Annotated in this window: 15 protein-coding genes and 1 other annotated feature; of the genes, 11 read left to right on the top strand and 4 right to left on the bottom strand. The window is 56.1% G+C overall.

Going from position 1 to position 17,986, the window contains the following annotated elements:
• Positions 1 to 69: 69 nt before the first annotated feature.
• Positions 70 to 714: a multidrug efflux transporter transcriptional repressor AcrR gene (acrR, locus tag H7R56_RS17800; RefSeq protein ID WP_106930568.1), complete on the top strand. Its 645-nt coding sequence runs from the start codon at positions 70 to 72 to the stop codon at positions 712 to 714.
• Positions 715 to 840: 126 nt separating this feature from the next.
• Positions 841 to 4,191: a mechanosensitive channel MscK gene (gene mscK / locus H7R56_RS17795; RefSeq protein WP_182928321.1), complete on the top strand. Its 3,351-nt coding sequence runs from the start codon at positions 841 to 843 to the stop codon at positions 4,189 to 4,191.
• Positions 4,192 to 4,313: 122 nt separating this feature from the next.
• On the opposite strand, the gene rsmS is transcribed toward mscK, so the two are convergent.
• Entirely contained in the window at positions 4,314 to 4,475 is a 162-nt protein-coding gene (gene rsmS / locus H7R56_RS17790; RefSeq protein ID WP_106930564.1) for a pleiotropic regulatory protein RsmS, read from the bottom strand.
• Positions 4,476 to 4,485: 10 nt separating this feature from the next.
• Complete coding sequence (gene priC, locus H7R56_RS17785; RefSeq protein ID WP_106930562.1) at positions 4,486 to 5,013, bottom strand: primosomal replication protein N''; 528 nt, start codon at positions 5,011 to 5,013, stop codon at positions 4,486 to 4,488.
• A gap of 67 nt (positions 5,014 to 5,080) precedes the next feature.
• Between priC and H7R56_RS17780 the strand changes: the two genes are divergently transcribed.
• From H7R56_RS17780 to H7R56_RS17740, 9 genes are all read left to right on the top strand, one after another.
• Positions 5,081 to 5,458, top strand: coding sequence for a DUF454 family protein (locus H7R56_RS17780; protein ID WP_106930560.1), 378 nt, complete (start codon positions 5,081 to 5,083; stop codon positions 5,456 to 5,458).
• Between the two features lie 149 nt (positions 5,459 to 5,607).
• A complete protein-coding gene (apt, locus tag H7R56_RS17775) occupies positions 5,608 to 6,159 on the top strand; it encodes an adenine phosphoribosyltransferase (RefSeq protein WP_052283817.1) in 552 nt (183 codons plus the stop codon).
• A 92-nt stretch (positions 6,160 to 6,251) separates the two neighbouring features.
• Positions 6,252 to 8,189 carry a DNA polymerase III subunit gamma/tau gene (dnaX, locus tag H7R56_RS17770; RefSeq protein WP_106930558.1) on the top strand — a complete coding sequence of 646 codons (1,938 nt, stop codon included), beginning with the start codon at positions 6,252 to 6,254 and terminating at the stop codon, positions 8,187 to 8,189.
• Positions 7,519 to 7,583, top strand: a sequence feature (DnaX frameshifting element). Its footprint overlaps the gene before it by 65 nt.
• A gap of 57 nt (positions 8,190 to 8,246) precedes the next feature.
• Positions 8,247 to 8,576, top strand: a complete 330-nt coding sequence (locus H7R56_RS17765) for a YbaB/EbfC family nucleoid-associated protein (RefSeq protein WP_064548013.1) — start codon at positions 8,247 to 8,249, stop codon at positions 8,574 to 8,576.
• Positions 8,576 to 9,181 carry a recombination mediator RecR gene (gene recR, locus H7R56_RS17760; protein WP_106930556.1) on the top strand — a complete coding sequence of 202 codons (606 nt, stop codon included), beginning with the start codon at positions 8,576 to 8,578 and terminating at the stop codon, positions 9,179 to 9,181. The genes H7R56_RS17765 and recR overlap by 1 nt, the downstream gene beginning before the upstream one ends.
• Positions 9,182 to 9,288: 107 nt before the next feature.
• Positions 9,289 to 11,163, top strand: a complete 1,875-nt coding sequence (gene htpG, locus H7R56_RS17755; RefSeq protein ID WP_182928320.1) for a molecular chaperone HtpG — start codon at positions 9,289 to 9,291, stop codon at positions 11,161 to 11,163.
• A 231-nt stretch (positions 11,164 to 11,394) separates the two neighbouring features.
• Positions 11,395 to 12,039 carry an adenylate kinase gene (gene adk / locus H7R56_RS17750; protein WP_106930550.1) on the top strand — a complete coding sequence of 215 codons (645 nt, stop codon included), beginning with the start codon at positions 11,395 to 11,397 and terminating at the stop codon, positions 12,037 to 12,039.
• A 177-nt stretch (positions 12,040 to 12,216) separates the two neighbouring features.
• Complete coding sequence (gene hemH / locus H7R56_RS17745) at positions 12,217 to 13,179, top strand: ferrochelatase (protein ID WP_182928319.1); 963 nt, start codon at positions 12,217 to 12,219, stop codon at positions 13,177 to 13,179.
• A gap of 63 nt (positions 13,180 to 13,242) precedes the next feature.
• Positions 13,243 to 14,547: an inosine/guanosine kinase gene (locus H7R56_RS17740; RefSeq protein ID WP_106930546.1), complete on the top strand. Its 1,305-nt coding sequence runs from the start codon at positions 13,243 to 13,245 to the stop codon at positions 14,545 to 14,547.
• A 114-nt stretch (positions 14,548 to 14,661) separates the two neighbouring features.
• Here H7R56_RS17740 and ybaL read toward each other — a convergent pair whose 3' ends face one another.
• Together ybaL and H7R56_RS17730 are read right to left on the bottom strand one after the other, a co-directional pair.
• Positions 14,662 to 16,338 carry a YbaL family putative K(+) efflux transporter gene (ybaL, locus tag H7R56_RS17735; protein ID WP_106930544.1) on the bottom strand — a complete coding sequence of 559 codons (1,677 nt, stop codon included), beginning with the start codon at positions 16,336 to 16,338 and terminating at the stop codon, positions 14,662 to 14,664.
• Between the two features lie 256 nt (positions 16,339 to 16,594).
• The gene (locus tag H7R56_RS17730) at positions 16,595 to 17,815 is read right to left on the bottom strand and encodes an MFS transporter (protein ID WP_106930542.1); all 1,221 of its coding nucleotides are present in this window, start codon (positions 17,813 to 17,815) and stop codon (positions 16,595 to 16,597) included.
• Positions 17,816 to 17,986: the final 171 nt, after the last annotated feature.

Genomic DNA, 17,986 nt, shown 5'->3' with positions numbered 1-17,986 from the left:
TTATCGTCATACTATGGTACATACATTCATAAATGTATGTAAATCTAACCCCTGCAATTTCACCGACCTATGGCACGAAAAACCAAAGAACAAGCGCAAGCTACGCGTCAGCACATACTGGATGTCGCCCTACGGTTGTTTTCGCAGCAGGGGGTATCATCTACCTCACTTGCCGAGATTGCAAAAGCGGCCGGGGTGACGCGTGGCGCAATCTACTGGCATTTCAAGGATAAGTCGGATCTCTTTAACGAAATCTGGGTGTTATCAGAGTCCAGTATTAGCGATCTTGAGATTGAGTATCGGGCAAAATTCCCAGGTGATCCACTCTCAGTTTTGAGGGAAATACTGGTTTACATTCTGGAAGCGACCGTTATCGAAGAACGCCGACGCCTGATGACGGAAATTATTTATCACAAATGTGAGTTTGTCGGCGAAATGGCCGTTGTGCAACAGGCACAGCGGAGTTTATGTTTGGAAAGTTACGATCGCATTGAACAGACGTTAAATGACTGTGTCATCGCCGGGGTATTACCGACCAATCTGCTCAGCCGTCGGGCGGCCATTTTGACCCGCAGCTATATTTCCGGGCTGATGGAAAACTGGCTATTTGCGCCCGACTCCTTTGACCTGCGCGGCGAAGCGCAGGCTTATGTCGCTATCCTGCTCGAAATGTATCAATTTTGCCCAACGCTGCGCGCCGAAACACAGCCTTAATCACGGGCTTATTACCAGGAATAATCCTGGCGTCTCTGACTGTTCGCCTGTACCCAGAAGTGCTATTCTGCGCGGGCGTTTATCCCCGGTTCTTCACCGGCTTTAACAACCACTCACGTTAACATTATGCTGCATAATATCCGCCCACGGGGCACGATTTCCGCATTTATCATTATTGCTGTCTGCTTTCTGTTTACGATGGCCGCGGCGCAGGCGCGCGCGATTAACGGCAATGATATTCCTGACCGCGCCGATGTCCAGGATCAGCTGACCGCCCTCAATAATAAGAAAGACCTGACGCCGCAAGATAAGCTGGTACAACAGGATCTCACGGAAACCCTGCAACTTCTCGATAAAATCGACGCGGTGAAGGCGGAATCGACAGCACTGCAAAAGCAGATCGATCAGGCGCCGATGAAGCTGCGCCAGGCGACCGATAATCTCAACGCCCTGAGCGACGTCGACAATGACGATGAAACGCGCAAGACGCTGAGCACGCTCTCGCTGCGCCAGCTGGAAGCTCGAGTTTCCCAGTCGGTTGACGATCTGCAAAATGCGCAAAACGATCTCGCGACTTACAACAGCCAACTGGTCTCACTACAAACCCAGCCCGAGCGCGTCCAGAACTCGATGAACGCGGCCTCGCAGCAGCTGCTGCAGGTGCGCAACAGCCTCAACGGCAGCACCGTCGGCGATGCGCTGCGCCCCACGGAGCAGGCCAAACTGCTGGTGCAAAAATCGCTGCTGGATGCCGAAATTGAACTGCAGCGTAAGAGCCTTGCGGGGAACACCGTGCTGCAGGATACGCTGCAAAAGCAGCGCGACTATGTGACCGCCTACAGCAACCGTCTTGAACATCAGCTTCAGCTGTTGCAGGAGGCCGTGAGCAGCAAGCGTCTCACACTATCGGAAAAAACGGCCGCCGAAACCGCCTCGCCGGAAGAGACCGCCCGTATTCAGGGCAACCCGCTGGTGAAGCAGGAGCTGGAAATTAACCACCAGCTAAGTCAGAAACTGATTACCGCCACTGAAAGCGGCAACCAGCTGGTGCAGCAAAATATTAAGGTGAAAACCTGGCTTGACCGCGCCCTGCAGTCTGAACGTAACGTGAAAGAGCAAATTGCCGTACTGAAGGGGAGCCTGCTGCTGTCGCGTATTCTCTACCAGCAGCAGCAGACGCTACCGTCGGCCGACGAGCTGGAGGATATGACCACCCGCATCGCCGACCTGCGTCTTGAGCAGTTTGAGATCAACCAGCAGCGTGATGCCCTGTTCCAGAGCGACGATTTCGTTGCGAAGCTGGAAGAGGGGCACAGCAGCGAAGTCGACAGCGAAGTGCACGACGCGCTGCTGCAAATTGTTGATGCGCGCCGCGAGATGCTCGACCTGATCAACAAGCAGTTGGGTAGCCAACTGATGATGGCCATCAACCTGCAAATTAACCAACAGCAGTTGATGAGCGTATCGAAAAGCCTGAAATCAATCCTTACCCAGCAAATCTTCTGGGTAAACAGCAACAAACCGATGGACTGGGACTGGATTAAATCGTTCCCGGAAGCGCTGAAAGATCAGTTTAAGTCGATGAAAATCACCGTCAACTGGGAGAAAGCGTGGCCCGCGGTGTTTATCGCCTTCCTCGCGGGGCTGCCGCTGTTGCTGATTGCCGGGCTGATACGCTGGCGGCTACAGTGGCTGCGCAATTACCAGGATAAGCTGGGCGACCAGGTGGGTAATCTGCGTAACGATAGCCAGATGCACACGCCAAAGGCCATCTTCATCGATCTTATTCGCGCGCTGCCTGTGGTGCTGCTGATTCTGGCGGTCGGCCTGATCCTGCTGACCATGCAGCTCAATATCAGCGCACTGCTGTGGGCGTTTTCGAAAAAACTGGCCATGTACTGGCTGGTGTTCGGTCTGTGCTGGAAAGTGCTGGAGAAAAACGGCGTGGCCGTGCGGCACTTTAATATGCCAGAGCAGCTCACCAGCCACTGGCGTCGTCAAATTGTGCGTATCAGCCTGGCGCTGCTGCCGCTGCATTTCTGGTCAGTGGTGTCTGAACTTTCGCCGCTGAACCTGATGGACGATGTGCTGGGGCAGTTTGTTATTCTGCTTAACCTGCTGGTGATTACGGCACTGATGTGGCCAATGTGCCGCGAAAGCTGGCGTGACAAAGAGTCGCATAGCCTGCGTCTGATCACCATGACCGTGCTGGCGCTGGTGCCAGTGGGGCTGATGGTGCTGACCGCCACCGGCTACTTCTATACCACCCTGCGTCTGTCCGGTCGTTGGATTGAAACCGTCTACCTGGTTATTTTCTGGAACCTGCTGTACCAGACGGTTCTGCGCGGATTAAGCGTGGCGGCGCGTCGTATCGCCTATCGCCGCGCGGTCGCCCGTCGTCAGAATCTGGTGAAGGAAGGGGCCGAAGGGGCCGAACCGCAGGAAGAACCCGCGATTGCCCTGGAGCAGATCAACCAGCAGACGCTGCGTATCACCATGCTGGTGATGGTGGCGCTGTTTGGCGTGATGTTCTGGGCCATCTGGTCTGACTTAATCACCGTCTTTAGCTACCTCGACAGCATCACCCTGTGGCACTACAACGGCACCGAGGCCGGGGCCAGCGTGGTGAAAAATGTCACCATGGGCAGTTTGCTGTTTGCCATTATCGCTTCAATGGTCGCCTGGGCGTTGATTTGTAACTTACCGGGTCTGCTGGAAGTGCTGGTGCTCTCACGGCTGAATATGCGTCAGGGGGCGTCGTATGCCATCACCACGATCCTGAACTACGTGATTATCGCCGTGGGCGCAATGACCGTATTCGGCTCGTTGGGGGTATCGTGGGATAAACTGCAATGGCTGGCCGCCGCGCTGTCGGTTGGTTTAGGTTTCGGCCTGCAGGAGATTTTCGGTAACTTTGTGTCCGGCCTGATTATTCTGTTCGAACGCCCGGTACGTATTGGCGATACCGTGACCATTGGCACCTTCTCCGGGACGGTTAGCAAGATCCGTATTCGCGCGACCACCATCACCGACTTTGACCGTAAAGAAGTGATCATCCCGAACAAGGCCTTCGTCACCGAACGGCTGATCAACTGGTCTCTGAGCGATACCATCACCCGCGTGGTGATCCGTCTTGGCGTGGCCTACGGATCGGATCTGACCAAGGTGAAAGAGGTGCTGCTCAAAGCGGCGATGGAACATCCGAAAGTGATGCACGATCCGGAGCCTTCGGTGTTCTTTACCGCCTTCGGCGCCAGCACCCTCGATCACGAACTGCGTCTGTACGTACGTGAACTGCGCGATCGCAGCTACACCGTTGACGAACTGAACCGCACAATCGACCGTCTGTGCCGCGAAAACGACATCAACATTGCCTTTAACCAGCTGGAAGTGCACCTGCACAACGAGAAGGGCGATGAAGTGACGGAAGTGAAGCGCGACAGTAAAAATGACGGCAAAGACTTGATTGCTGATTAATCGGTAGGCCGGATAAGCGCTGCGCCATCAGGCGCGCCGCCGTATATTGCCGCATGGCGGCATCGTCTTATCCGGCCTGCGGATCGGGCTAGCTGTTGTTCCCTTGCTGCCTGGCGTTGGCGCTATGGCGCTTCGTCCGGGCGGCTTTTCAGCTTGTTGATGTAATCTTTGCGCACCATCTCCAGCGCGCTGAGCACAATTTCCGGGGCGATATGGTTGCTCTCCAGCAGTTCGATCAAATCGACCGCTAGCTTGACGTCATCGGGCGCATTTTCCAGCGACATAGCTTCTCCTCTAGCGCGCGATACGCGCCAGTATTCGTTCAATTTCCTCGAGCGCCTGGCGGCAGCGGGTAAGGCGACCGTCAAAGGCAGTGATTTCGCGCGCCAGACGCTGCTGATCCTCAAGCGTTGTAGCCTGCTGATATTGCTGCTGGCGCTGCTGCTTCATCTCCAGCAGACGACGTTCAAACTCCTGCGTTTCCAGCCTTTTACGCTGCCAGCGGCGCAGGCCGGGTGAGGGGCTATCCCACATGCGCAGTGACCAGGCTTCGCTCTCGCGGCTGATGGCCTCAATTTGCGCCGCCAGGCGTTCGGCGAGCCAGGCGACCTGCGGCAGCTGCTGCCGATCAACGGCGTGCTTAAGCTCCTCAAAATGCGCTTGGGCTTCATCGAGGTAGGCCTGCATTCTGGTGCTGCGCGTCTGGAAAAGCTGGCGGTCAAAGCGCGCGCTCAGCGTGGCGTGCGCAGCAAGGGGCGCAATGCGCGTCTGAAGCCGCGCAAGCTGTTGTTCCAGCGTTTGTAAAAGCAGGGCCGTTTTCACCGGATTCTCCGTTTTCTTGTTATCGGCTATGCTACAGTAGCAGACTCATTTGATAACGATTCGCATTATGCAGCGTACTATTTTAATCATTATTGGCTGGCTGGCGGTAGCCCTCGGCACCATCGGGGTGGTTCTGCCGCTGCTGCCGACGACGCCATTTATTCTGCTGGCTGCCTGGTGCTTTGCGCGCTCGTCGCCGCGCTTCCATCACTGGCTGCTTTATCGCTCCTGGTTTGGCGGCTACCTGCGCCACTGGCAGCGCTATAAGGCGATGCCGCCGGGGGCCAAACCGCGCGCCATCGCGGTGATTTTGCTGACGTTTGGCGTTTCTCTGTGGCTGGTGGAGATGACGTGGGTGCGCGTGCTGCTGCTGATGATCCTCGCCGGGTTGCTGGTTTTTCTTTGGCGAATCCCGGTGGTTGATGCAGAACAACAAAAGTCATGAAGCGCATTAATGGTGTTGCATTTCTGCGAGCTAGCCAGTAAATTCTGGCGTTTTCGAGCACAGGCGCGCCTGGTTAAAAGTTATCCAATTGTTGCTTTTAACCCATTTTGCTCGCCTTGAGTAACACTGTTTCAATCAGGCACAAACCTATGACCGCAACTGCACAGCAGCTTGAATATCTGAAAAACAGCATCCAGAGCATCCAGGATTATCCGAAACCTGGCATTCTTTTCCGCGATGTCACCAGCTTACTGGAAGACCCGAAAGCCTACGCGCTCAGCATTGAATTGCTGGTTGAGAAATACAAAGACGCCGGTATTACCAAAGTGGTGGGTACCGAAGCGCGTGGTTTCCTGTTTGGTGCACCTGTTGCGCTGGCAATGGGCGTAGGTTTTGTCCCGGTGCGCAAACCGCGCAAGCTGCCGCGCGAAACGATCGCCGAAAGCTATGAACTGGAGTACGGCACCGATCAGCTGGAAATCCACGTTGATGCAATCAAACCGGGCGACAAAGTTCTGGTGGTTGACGATCTGCTGGCTACCGGCGGGACTATCGAAGCGACGGTTAAATTGATCCGCCGTCTGGGTGGCGAAGTGCACGATGCGGCCTTCATCATCAACCTGTTCGATCTGGGCGGCGAACAGCGCCTGGAAAAACAGGGTATCACCAGCTACAGTCTGGTGAATTTCCCGGGTCACTAAGCATTTCCCGATACATGGCCTCGCCGATCCGGCGGGGCTGTGGTAGCATTACCCCCTCGTGAATCCACCTTCCAGCGTTTCAGAGCCTGCCAATGAGTTATCAGGTCTTAGCCCGAAAATGGCGCCCACAAACCTTTGCTGACGTCGTCGGCCAGGAACATGTGCTGACCGCACTGGCGAACGGCTTATCGTTAGGGCGCATTCATCACGCATATCTCTTTTCCGGCACCCGTGGCGTCGGGAAAACCTCTATCGCCCGTTTGCTGGCGAAGGGGCTGAACTGCGAAACCGGCATTACCGCCACGCCGTGCGGCGTGTGTGATAACTGCCGCGAAATTGAACAGGGGCGTTTCGTCGACTTAATTGAGATCGATGCCGCCTCGCGAACCAAAGTTGAAGATACCCGCGACCTGCTGGATAACGTCCAGTACGCGCCCGCGCGCGGCCGCTTTAAGGTGTATCTCATCGATGAAGTGCACATGCTCTCCCGCCACAGCTTCAACGCGCTGTTGAAGACGCTGGAGGAGCCGCCTGCGCACGTCAAATTCCTGCTGGCGACGACCGATCCGCAAAAGCTGCCGGTGACTATTCTGTCGCGCTGCCTGCAGTTCCACCTGAAGGCGCTGGACGTTGAGCAGATTCGTCATCAGCTTGAACATATCCTCGATGAAGAGCATATCGCCCACGAGCCTCGCGCCCTGCAGCTGCTGGCGCGTGCGGCGGATGGCAGCCTGCGTGACGCCTTAAGCCTCACCGATCAGGCGATTGCCAGCGGCGAAGGCCAGCTAACGACCGTCTCCGTCAGTGAGATGCTCGGTACCCTGGACGACGACCAGGCGCTGTCACTCATTGAAGCGCTGGTGGCCGCCGACGGCGAGCGGACGATGGCGCTGGTCAACGAGGCCGCGCTGCGAGGCGTTGACTGGGAGGCGCTGCTGGTTGAAATGCAGAGCCTGCTGCACCGTATCGCGATGGTTCAGCTGTCGCCTGCGGCACTGGGTAGCGATATGGCGGCCATTGAACAGCGGATGCGCAACCTGGCGCGCACCGTGCCGCCGACCGACGTGCAGCTGTACTACCAGACGCTACTGATTGGTCGCAAAGAGCTGCCGTACGCGCCGGACAGGCGTATGGGCATTGAAATGACTCTGCTTCGCGCGCTGGCGTTCCATCCGAACGCGCCGCTGCCGGAGCCGGAAAGGCCGCAGCAGTCCTTTGCGCCTGCCGCTACGCCGGTTACGCAACCGTCAGCGCCGATGCCTGCTTCTGCGCCAATGACGCCGCCGCCTGCTGCTCCGCTTCCTGATTCAACGAATCAGGTGCTGGCTGCGCGCCGTCAGCTGCAACAGCAGCAGGGCAATCAGGGAGCAACCACCCCAAAAAAGAGTGAACCGGCAGCCGCTTCCCGCGCGCGGCCGGTGAATAACGCCGCGCTGGAAAGACTGGCTTCGGTGACCGATCGCGTTCAGGCGCGCCCGGCACCGTCCGCGTTGACCCAACCGGCGGCGAAGAAAGAGGCTTACCGCTGGAAAGCCACCACGCCGGTTGCAGAGGTGAAAAAAGAGGAAGTCGCCACGCCGAAGGCGCTGAAGAAAGCGCTGGAGCATGAGAAGACGCCTGAGCTGGCGGCTAAGCTTGCGGCGGAGTCTTTAGAACGCGACCCGTGGGCAGCGGAGGTGAGCCAGATGGCGCTGCCGAAGCTCGTCGAACAGGTGGCGCTCAACGCGTGGAAGGAACACAACGGCAACGCGGTATGCCTGCACCTGCGCCCGACTCAGCGACACCTTAATTCGCCCGGCGCCAGGCAGAAGCTTGCCGAAGCGATGAGCACTTTATACGGTGTGCCTGTTGAATTGACCATCGTGGAAGATGATAATCCGGCGGTGCGTACGCCGCTGGAGTGGCGGCAGGCTATTTATGAAGAGAAACTCGCGCAGGCGCGCGAGTCGATCATCGCGGATAATAATATTCAGACCCTGCGTCGATTCTTCGATGCCGATCTGGATGAAGAGAGTATTCGCCCCATTTGACCGCAAGCGATGCTGACGGTCGTTATTTTTTAACGTGACCTACTGAGAGAGAAGCCTATGTTTGGTAAAGGCGGTCTGGGTAACCTGATGAAGCAGGCCCAGCAGATGCAAGACAAAATGCAGAAAATGCAGGAAGAAATCGCCCAGCTGGAAGTCACCGGCGAATCTGGTGCAGGTCTGGTCAAAGTGACCATCAACGGCGCGCACAACTGCCGTCGCGTTGAAATCGACCCAAGCCTGCTGGAAGACGACAAAGAGATGCTGGAAGATCTCGTTGCTGCGGCGTTCAACGATGCGGCGCGCCGTATTGATGAAACCCAGAAAGAGAAAATGGCCTCTGTATCCTCCGGTATGCAGCTGCCGCCAGGCTTCAAGATGCCGTTCTGATGCAAACCAGTCCGCTGTTAACTCAGCTGATGGAAGCGCTGCGCTGCCTGCCGGGCGTTGGCCCGAAGTCAGCGCAGCGCATGGCGTTTACCCTGCTGCAGCGCGATCGCAGCGGGGGAATGCGCCTGGCGCAGTCCTTAACGCGTGCGATGTCGGAAATCGGCCACTGCGCTGATTGCCGCACCTTCACCGAACAGGACGTGTGCAATATCTGTGCGAACCCGCGTCGCCAGGAAAACGGCCAAATCTGCGTGGTGGAGAGTCCGGCAGACATTTACGCCATTGAGCAGACCGGGCAGTTCTCCGGCCGCTACTTCGTGCTGATGGGCCACCTGTCGCCGCTCGACGGCATCGGCCCGGACGATATCGGCCTCGATCGTCTGGAGCAACGTCTGGAAACGGAGCAGCTCACGGAAATCATTCTCGCCACCAACCCCACGGTGGAAGGGGAAGCCACGGCCAACTATATTGCCGAGCTGTGCGCGCAGTATGGCGTTGATGCTAGCCGTATCGCCCACGGCGTGCCGGTTGGCGGCGAGCTGGAGATGGTTGACGGCACCACGCTGTCGCACTCGCTGGCCGGGCGCCATAAGATTCGTTTTTAATCAAACGAGAGCAGGATTTTCTGCTCTCGCTTGAAATTCTCGCTACCCATCCCCATTTTCCTCTCATCGCTTTTTTTACCTTGTAATCACCATTGAGGTATTTTGCAATGAAAGGACAAGAAACACGTGGCTTTCAGTCAGAAGTAAAACAGCTTCTGCACCTGATGATCCATTCTCTGTATTCCAATAAAGAAATTTTCCTGCGTGAGCTTATCTCTAACGCTTCAGATGCTGCCGACAAGCTGCGCTTCCGCGCGCTGTCCAACCCGGATCTGTATGAGGGCGACGGCGAACTGCGCGTGCGCGTCTCCTTCGATAAAGATAAGCGTACGTTGACCATCGCCGATAACGGCGTGGGTATGAACCGCGACGAAGTGATTGACCACCTGGGGACTATCGCAAAATCCGGCACCAAAACCTTCCTCGAGTCCATGGGCTCCGACCAGGCGAAAGACAGCCAGCTTATCGGCCAGTTCGGCGTCGGCTTCTACTCGGCGTTTATCGTCGCGGATAAAGTCACCGTGCGCACCCGTGCGGCGGGCGATAAGCCGGAAAACGGCGTGTTCTGGGAATCTGCCGGTGAAGGTGAATACACCGTCGCGGACATCACCAAAGAAGACCGCGGCACCGAAATTACTCTGCACCTGCGTGAAGACGAAAGCGAGTTCCTCGACGACTGGCGCGTGCGTTCAATTATCAGCAAATATTCCGACCATATCGCGCTGCCGGTAGAAATTGAAAAATCCGAAGAGAAAGACGGTGAAACCGTTGTCTCCTGGGAGAAAATCAACAAAGCGCAGGCGCTGTGGACGCGTAATAAAGCTGAGCTTAACGACGACGAATACAAAGAGTTCTACAAGCATATCGCCCATGACTTTACCGATCCGCTGACCTGGAGCCACAACCGTGTGGAAGGGAAGCAGGAGTACACCAGCCTGCTGTATATCCCGTCGCAGGCGCCGTGGGATATGTGGAACCGCGATCATAAACACGGCCTGAAGCTGTACGTGCAGCGCGTCTTTATCATGGACGATGCCGAACAGTTTATGCCGAACTACCTGCGCTTCGTGCGCGGCCTGATAGACTCCAACGATCTGCCGCTGAACGTTTCACGTGAGATCCTGCAAGACAGCACCGTCACCCGAAATCTGCGCAACGCGCTGACCAAACGCGTGCTGCAAATGCTGGAAAAACTGGCGAAAGACGATGCCGAGAAATACCTGACCTTCTGGAAACAGTTTGGCCTGGTACTGAAAGAAGGCCCGGCGGAAGATCACGGTAATCAGGAAGCGATTGCCAAACTGCTGCGCTTTGCTTCTACCCATACCGACTCTTCCGAGCAGAGCGTGTCGCTGGCCGACTACGTCTCGCGTATGAAAGAAGGGCAGGAGAAAATCTACTACATCACCGCCGACAGCTACGCCGCGGCGAAAAGCAGCCCGCACCTGGAGCTGCTGCGTAAGAAAGGCATCGAAGTGCTGCTGCTTTCTGACCGCATCGATGAGTGGATGATGAACTACCTGACCGAGTTCGACGGCAAACCGTTCCAGTCAGTGGCGAAAGCCGACGAGTCTATCGACAAACTGGCGGATGAAGTCGACGAAAGCGCGAAGGAAGCGGAAAAAGCGCTGACGCCGTTCGTTGAACGCGTGAAAACCCTGCTGGGTGATCGCGTGAAAGAAGTGCGTTTGACCCATCGTCTGACCGACACGCCGGCGATTGTCACTACCGATGCTGACGAAATGAGCACCCAGATGGCGAAACTGTTCGCCGCGGCGGGCCAGGCTGCGCCGGAAGTGAAATACATCTTTGAACTGAACCCGGATCACGTACTGGTGAAACGCACTGCCGATACCCAGGACGACGAGCAGTTTAAAGAGTGGGTTGAACTGCTGCTTGACCAGGCGCTGTTCGCCGAGCGCGGTACGCTGGAAGATCCTAACCAGTTTATCCGCCGTATGAACCAGCTGCTGGTGTCCTGATAGCCATAATGTAATGCCGGATGGCGCTAACGCTTATCCGGCCTACAGCTTCTCATCGATCGTAGGCCGGATAAGGTGTTTACACCGCCATCCGGCATTTTCTCTCCTTATTATCAATTTTCCCACCGTTAACCGTTTCAGCGTAGCCCGCTTCCTTGAGCCAATGCCGCGTTGGTGGTATCTTTTAGCGCTTTTTAAAAAATATTGACAACCTTTGAGGGGATTTTCGCAATGCGTATCATTCTGCTTGGCGCACCTGGCGCGGGTAAAGGAACTCAGGCACAGTTCATCATGGAGAAATATGGCATTCCGCAAATCTCCACCGGTGATATGCTGCGCGCGGCCGTTAAATCCGGCAGCGAGCTGGGCAAACAGGCTAAAGACATCATGGATGCCGGTAAGCTGGTGACCGATGAGCTGGTTATCGCGCTGGTGAAAGAGCGCATCGCCCAGGAAGACTGCCGCAACGGTTTCCTGCTGGACGGCTTCCCGCGCACTATTCCGCAGGCTGACGCCATGAAAGAAGCGGGCATCAACGTTGACTACGTGCTGGAATTCGACGTACCGGACGAACTGATCGTTGACCGTATCGTAGGCCGTCGCGTACACGCTGCTTCTGGCCGCGTTTACCACATCAAATTCAACCCGCCTAAGGTTGAAGGTAAAGACGACGTGACCGGCGAAGAGCTGACCACGCGTAAAGACGATCAGGAAGAGACCGTGCGTAAGCGCCTGGTGGAATACCATCAGATGACCGCGCCGCTGATCGGCTACTACTCTAAAGAAGCGCAGGCGGGTAACACCCAGTACGCCAAAGTTGACGGTACTCAGGCCGTGGCTGACGTTCGCGCAGAGCTGGAAAAAATCCTCGGCTAATACCGAGGCGTGCCGGATGGCGGCATAAATGCCTTATCCGGCCTACGATTATTTTGTAGGCCTGATAAGCGCAGCGCCATCAGGCAAAAATTCTCGCCTTACCTCTCACAGCAATTAGTTTTTCTTCCCTGCTTTTCCGCTACAATTATCAACAATTTGAATCGATAAGAGGCGGTAATGCATCATAAAAAACCCGGTATTCTGCTGGTTAACCTCGGGACGCCCGATGCCCCCACGTCTGAAGCCATTAAACGCTATCTGAAACAGTTTTTAAGCGATAAGCGCGTTGTTGATACGCCGCGTTTGCTGTGGTGGCCTTTGCTGCGCGGCGTGATTCTGCCTATTCGCGCGCCCAGGGTAGCAAAGCTGTATCAGTCCGTGTGGATGGAAGACGGCTCGCCGCTAATGGTTTATAGCCGTCGCCAGCAGCGCGCGCTGGCCGCACGCCTGCCGGATGTGCCGGTGGCGCTGGGCATGAGCTACGGCACGCCGTCGCTACAAAGCGCCGTGGATGAACTGCTGGCACAGGGCGTCGATCAGCTTGTCGTGCTGCCGCTTTACCCGCAGTATTCCTGTTCGACCGTGGCCGCCGTATGGGATGAACTCGCCCGTATACTGGCCAGCAAACGCGCCATTCCGAGCGTGTCGTTCATTCGCGACTATGCTACCGATCGCGGCTATATTGAGGCGCTGGCCGCTAGCGCACGCGCATCGTTCGCGCGCCACGGCGAGCCGGATCTGCTGCTGCTTTCCTATCACGGCATTCCGCAGCGCTACGCGCATGAAGGCGACGATTATCCGCAACGCTGTCGCGACACGACCCGCGAGCTGGTTTCCGCGCTGGGTATTTCACCGGACAAGGTGATGATGACCTACCAGTCGCGCTTTGGCCGTGAACCGTGGCTGACGCCGTATACCGATGAGACGCTGAAAATGCTCGGAGAAAAGGGCGTGAAGCATATTCAGGTGATGTGCCCGGGCTTCTCTGCTGATTGCCTGGAAACGCTGGAAGAAATAGTGGTTCAGAACCGTGAAGTGTTCCTGGAGGCGGGTGGGCAACAGTATGAGTATATTCCCGCGCTTAATGATGATGATGCGCATATTGAGATGATGGTGAATCTGACTGCGCCGTATCGCTAATCGCCTGCGGGTAGGGGAATATGCTACTATTCCCCGCCTGTTAACTGCCAGCCAAAAATCACCATGAAATTTCCCGGTAAACGCAAATCTAAACATTACTTCCCAGTGGACGCTCGCGATCCGCTGCTCAAGCAAATTCAGCCCGAAAGTGAAACCAGCGCCGCGTGGGTCGTCGGTATCGACCAGACGCTGGTGGATATTGAGGCGAAAGTCGACGATGCGTTTATTCAGCGCTACGGCTTGAGTGCCGGGCATTCGCTGGTGATTGAAGACGATGTAGCGGAAGCGCTGTATCAGGAACTGGTGCGCGAAAACCTGATTACCCATCAGTTTGCCGGTGGCACTATCGGTAACACCATGCATAACTACTCGGTGCTGGCGGATGACCGCTCGGTGCTGCTCGGCGTGATGTGCAGCAATATCGAAATTGGCGGCTATGCCTACCGCTACCTGTGTAATACCTCCAGCCGCACCGATCTTAACCATTTGCAGGGCGTTGACGGGCCGATTGGCCGCTGCTTTACGCTGATTAGCGACAGCGGCGAACGGACCTTTGCCATTAGCCCTGGGCACATGAACAAGCTGCGCCCGGAGAGTATTCCTGAGTCGGTTATCGCCGGCGCATCTGCGCTGGTGCTCACCTCCTACCTGGTGCGCTGCAAGCCGGGCGAGCCGATGCCGGATGCCACCATGCAGGCCATCGCCTATGCCAAAAAGCATGATGTACCGGTGGTGCTGACGCTGGGCACGAAGTTTGTTATCGCCGATAGCCCGGAATGGTGGCAGCGTTTTATCAAAGAGCACGTGTCGATTCTGGCGATGAATGAAGAAGAAGCGGAAGCGTTAACCGGCCTCAGCGACCCGCTGCAGGCATCGGATAAAGCGCTGGACTGGGTGGATCTGGTGCTGTGCACCGCCGGGCCGACCGGGCTGTATATGGCAGGCTTTACCGAAAATGAGGCCAAGCGTAAAACCCAGCATCCGCTGCTGCCGGGTGCCATTGCCGAGTTTAACCAGTATGAGTTCAGCCGCGCGGTGCGTTTTAAAGATTGCCGTGAGCCACTGCGTATCTACTCGCACATTGCGCCATTTATGGGCGGGCCAGAAAAAATCATGAACACCAATGGCGCGGGTGACGGTGCGCTGGCGGCGCTGCTGCATGATATTACCGCCAACGCCTATCACCGTAGCAACGTGCCGAACTCCAGCAAGCATCAGCACGCCTGGCTGACCTATTCGTCACTCGCGCAGGTGTGCAAGTATGCTAACCGGGTAAGCTATCAGGTGTTGAACCAGCATTCGCCGCGTCTGACGCGCGGCCTGCCGGAGAAAGAAGATAGCCTCGAAGAGGCGTACTGGGAACGTTAATTCGTTCGAGGCCTACAACGATGACGTGCCGTTGTAGGCCTGATAAACGCAGCGCCATCAGGAAGATGGCGCAGATTTCCGGATGGCATCTTCGCTTTATTCGGCCGAAGAAAGTTACCCGCTTACCGCCTCACTCAACGGCGGCGAGCTCAGCAGCCCCAGCATGGTTTTGGCAATCTCCCGCTCGCCCATCACCACTTCATTGGCTCCGCGTTCGCTAATGTACGCCACTTCGTCGTCATAATGCGCACGGGCAATGATCTCGAGGTGCGGACACTTCTCGCGAGCGCTGGCAACAATCTCCCCGGCCTCGTAGCCGTTGGGGATGGTCAAAAGCAGCCAGCGGGCGCAGTCGAGGTGCGCCAGATTCATGATCTCTTCGTTAGCGGCGTTGCCCAGTACCGCGCGAATACCGCGTTCACGTAGCTCATCCACGCGGGTTCGCGACGTTTCAATGACCACCAGTGGAATGCCCTGCGCCATCAGCTTCTCACCGAGCAGGCTGCCGACGCGGCCGTAGCCGACCAGCAACGCATGATTGCAAATATCCACCGGGATCTGCGTTTCATCTTCCAGCGCCTCTTCCAGCGTCTGTTCCTCAAGCGTTTCCGTTTTCTCGAGGTATTTCTCCAGCAGGGAGAACAGCACCGGGTTAAGCATAATGGAGAGAATCGCGCCCGCCAGCACCAGGTTTTGCCCGGCCTGCGGCAGTAGCCCCAGCGCCATCCCCAGACCGGCCAGAATAAAGGCAAATTCGCCAATTTGCGCCAGGCTGGTGGCGATGGTCAGTGCGGTACGCTGGGAGTGACCGAACAGGCGTACCAGGCCAAACGCCGCCAGCGATTTACCGAAGATGATAATAGCCAGCGTTGCCAGCACCGCCAGCGGTTGCTCAATCAGAATCAACGGATCGAACAGCATGCCGACGGAGACGAAGAACAGTACCGCAAACGCGTCGCGCAGCGGCAGCGTATCGTGCGCCGCGCGGTGGCTCAGCTCGGATTCGTTCAGCACCATTCCGGCGAAGAATGCGCCCAGCGCGAAGGAGACGTCGAACAATTCGACCGCACCGAAGGCAATGCCCAGCGCCAGCGCCAGTACCGAGAGCGTGAACAGTTCGCGAGACCCGGTGGCGGCGCTGCGTGAGAGGATCCACGGCACCAGACGACGGCCAACCAGCATCATGATGGCGATAAACGCCACAACTTTGCCGATGGTGATGGCCATATCGATAGCCAATGAGGCAAAACCGATATTTTCTTTTTCCATCATTCCGGCGACGGCGGGGAGCAGAACCAGCGTTAATACCATCACCAGGTCTTCAACAATCAGCCAGCCGATGGCAATTTGCCCCCGCTGGCTATCAATAAGCTGCCGTTCCTCCAGCGCGCGTAGCAGCACCACGGTACTGGCGGTAGAAAGACACAGACCAAACACGATACCGGTCATCATTGACCAGCCTAAGAAAGTGGAGAGCAGCATCCCCAGCAGCGTGGCGACGGCTATTTGCGCGATGGCGCCGGGGATGGCGATAGACTTTACCGCCATCAAATCTTTGAGCGAAAAATGGAGACCGACGCCGAACATCAGCAGAATAACGCCGAGTTCTGCAAGCTCAGGCGCCAGTTTGGTATCAGCGACAAATCCTGGAGTAAACGGTCCGGCCAGCACGCCCGCTAATAAATAACCTACCAGTGGTGAAATTCTTAACTTATTGGCAATCATGCCAAGGAAAAAAGCGAGCACAAGGCCACCAACAATGGTGGTGATTAGCGGTGTGGCGTGATGCATTCCGTCTCCTTTCGTCGTGATGCGTGGTCCCATTTTTGGCGCAGAGTGCCGCAACAGCCTGAAAACCAAAAAACCTCGTAATAGTTTATGACAATTTCCGTGATTGTGTTTGTGAATAATTCTTGAATTTAGCTAAAAAATTGAATTTTTGAGAGTAAATGGCACAAAAATGAAAATTGGCTGAGCAAAGCCAGATAAGACGCGCGCTTGCGGGGAGGGGAGCGGCAGCCAAAACAAAGGTTTGGCTGCCGTAAATTCAGTGTTTTTGGCGGTTATCAGGTAAGAATATGGTCAACATCCCAATAAGTGGTAGGAAAGCACATATTTTATAAACCAACTCGATACTGGTATGGTCGGCAATCAGCCCCAGTACCGCAGCCCCAAGGCCACCCATGCCAAAAGCGAAGCCGAAGAATAGCCCGGAAACCATCCCGATACGGCCCGGCAATAGCTCCTGCGCATACACCAGAATGGCAGAAAACGCCGATGCGAGGATAAATCCAATGATCACCGTTAAAATCCCCGTCCACCACAGGCTGGCGTAGGGTAAAAGGAGAGTAAACGGTGCAACGCCGAGGATAGAGCCCCAAATAACATATTTACGGCCAATCTTGTCACCTACAGGCCCGCCAATGACGGTGCCCGCAGCCACTGCAAACAGGAAGGCAAATAAGTGAATCTGCGCGTTTTGTACCGATAATCCGAATTTTTGCATCAGATAAAAGGTGTAGTAGCTGCTGATACTCGCCATATAGAAATATTTCGAGAAAATCAGCATCAGCAGGATGCTCACGGCCAGAATAACCTTGTTTCTCGGCAGCGGATTGATAATCACCGCTTTAGGTTTACCCTTCGCCAGACGATGCTGCGCGGCGTACCAGCGGCTGACCTGCGCCAGCACGACAATCGCCAGCAGCGCGGCCAGGACGAACCAGGCAACGTTACCCTTACCGTACGGCGCGATAATCACCGCCGCCAGCAGCGGCCCAAGCGAGCTGCCGAAGTTACCGCCGACCTGGAAAATAGACTGCGCCAGCCCGTGGCGACCACCGGAAGCCATGCGCGCCACGCGGGAGGATTCCGGATGGAACACGGATGAGCCGGTACCGACCAGCGCAGCGGCCAGCAGCACCGTCCCGAAGCTACCTGCCAGCGCCAGCAGCACCAGGCCGCTTAGGGTAAAGCACATGCCGACGGGGAGTGACCACGGCATCGAACGCTTATCGGTGATGTAACCGATCACCGGCTGGAACAGCGATGAGGTCAGCTGGAAGGTAAGGGTGATTATCCCTATCTGCACAAAGGTCAGAGAAAACTCGGACTGCAGCAGCGGGTAGATGGCCAGAATCAGCGACTGAATCATGTCGTTGAGCAGGTGGGAGAGGCTTATTGCTCCCAGGATACCGAATGAGGTGCGGCCCTTTTGCGAAGACGCAGTCGGGCCAGGCCGCGTAGGGCTGGTTTCAGAGATTGCCATAGATTCCACTTATATTTGGTAGTGCGATATTGGGGATAAACGCTTTAATAATTATTATCAGACTAAGATACCTGTCTAAGACGTTTGAAGGAAGTCTCAATTCTGAAAACAAATTAGACTAATATTTCATAGCGTTGTAATTTCTGCGGTTGTTATTCACTCAGGGAGAGA

The sequence above is a fragment of the Klebsiella sp. WP3-W18-ESBL-02 genome (assembly GCF_014168815.1).
GTDB classification, from domain to species: Bacteria; Pseudomonadota; Gammaproteobacteria; order Enterobacterales; family Enterobacteriaceae; genus Kluyvera; species Kluyvera ascorbata_B.
This window is presented reverse-complemented; position numbering and strand designations above follow the sequence as displayed.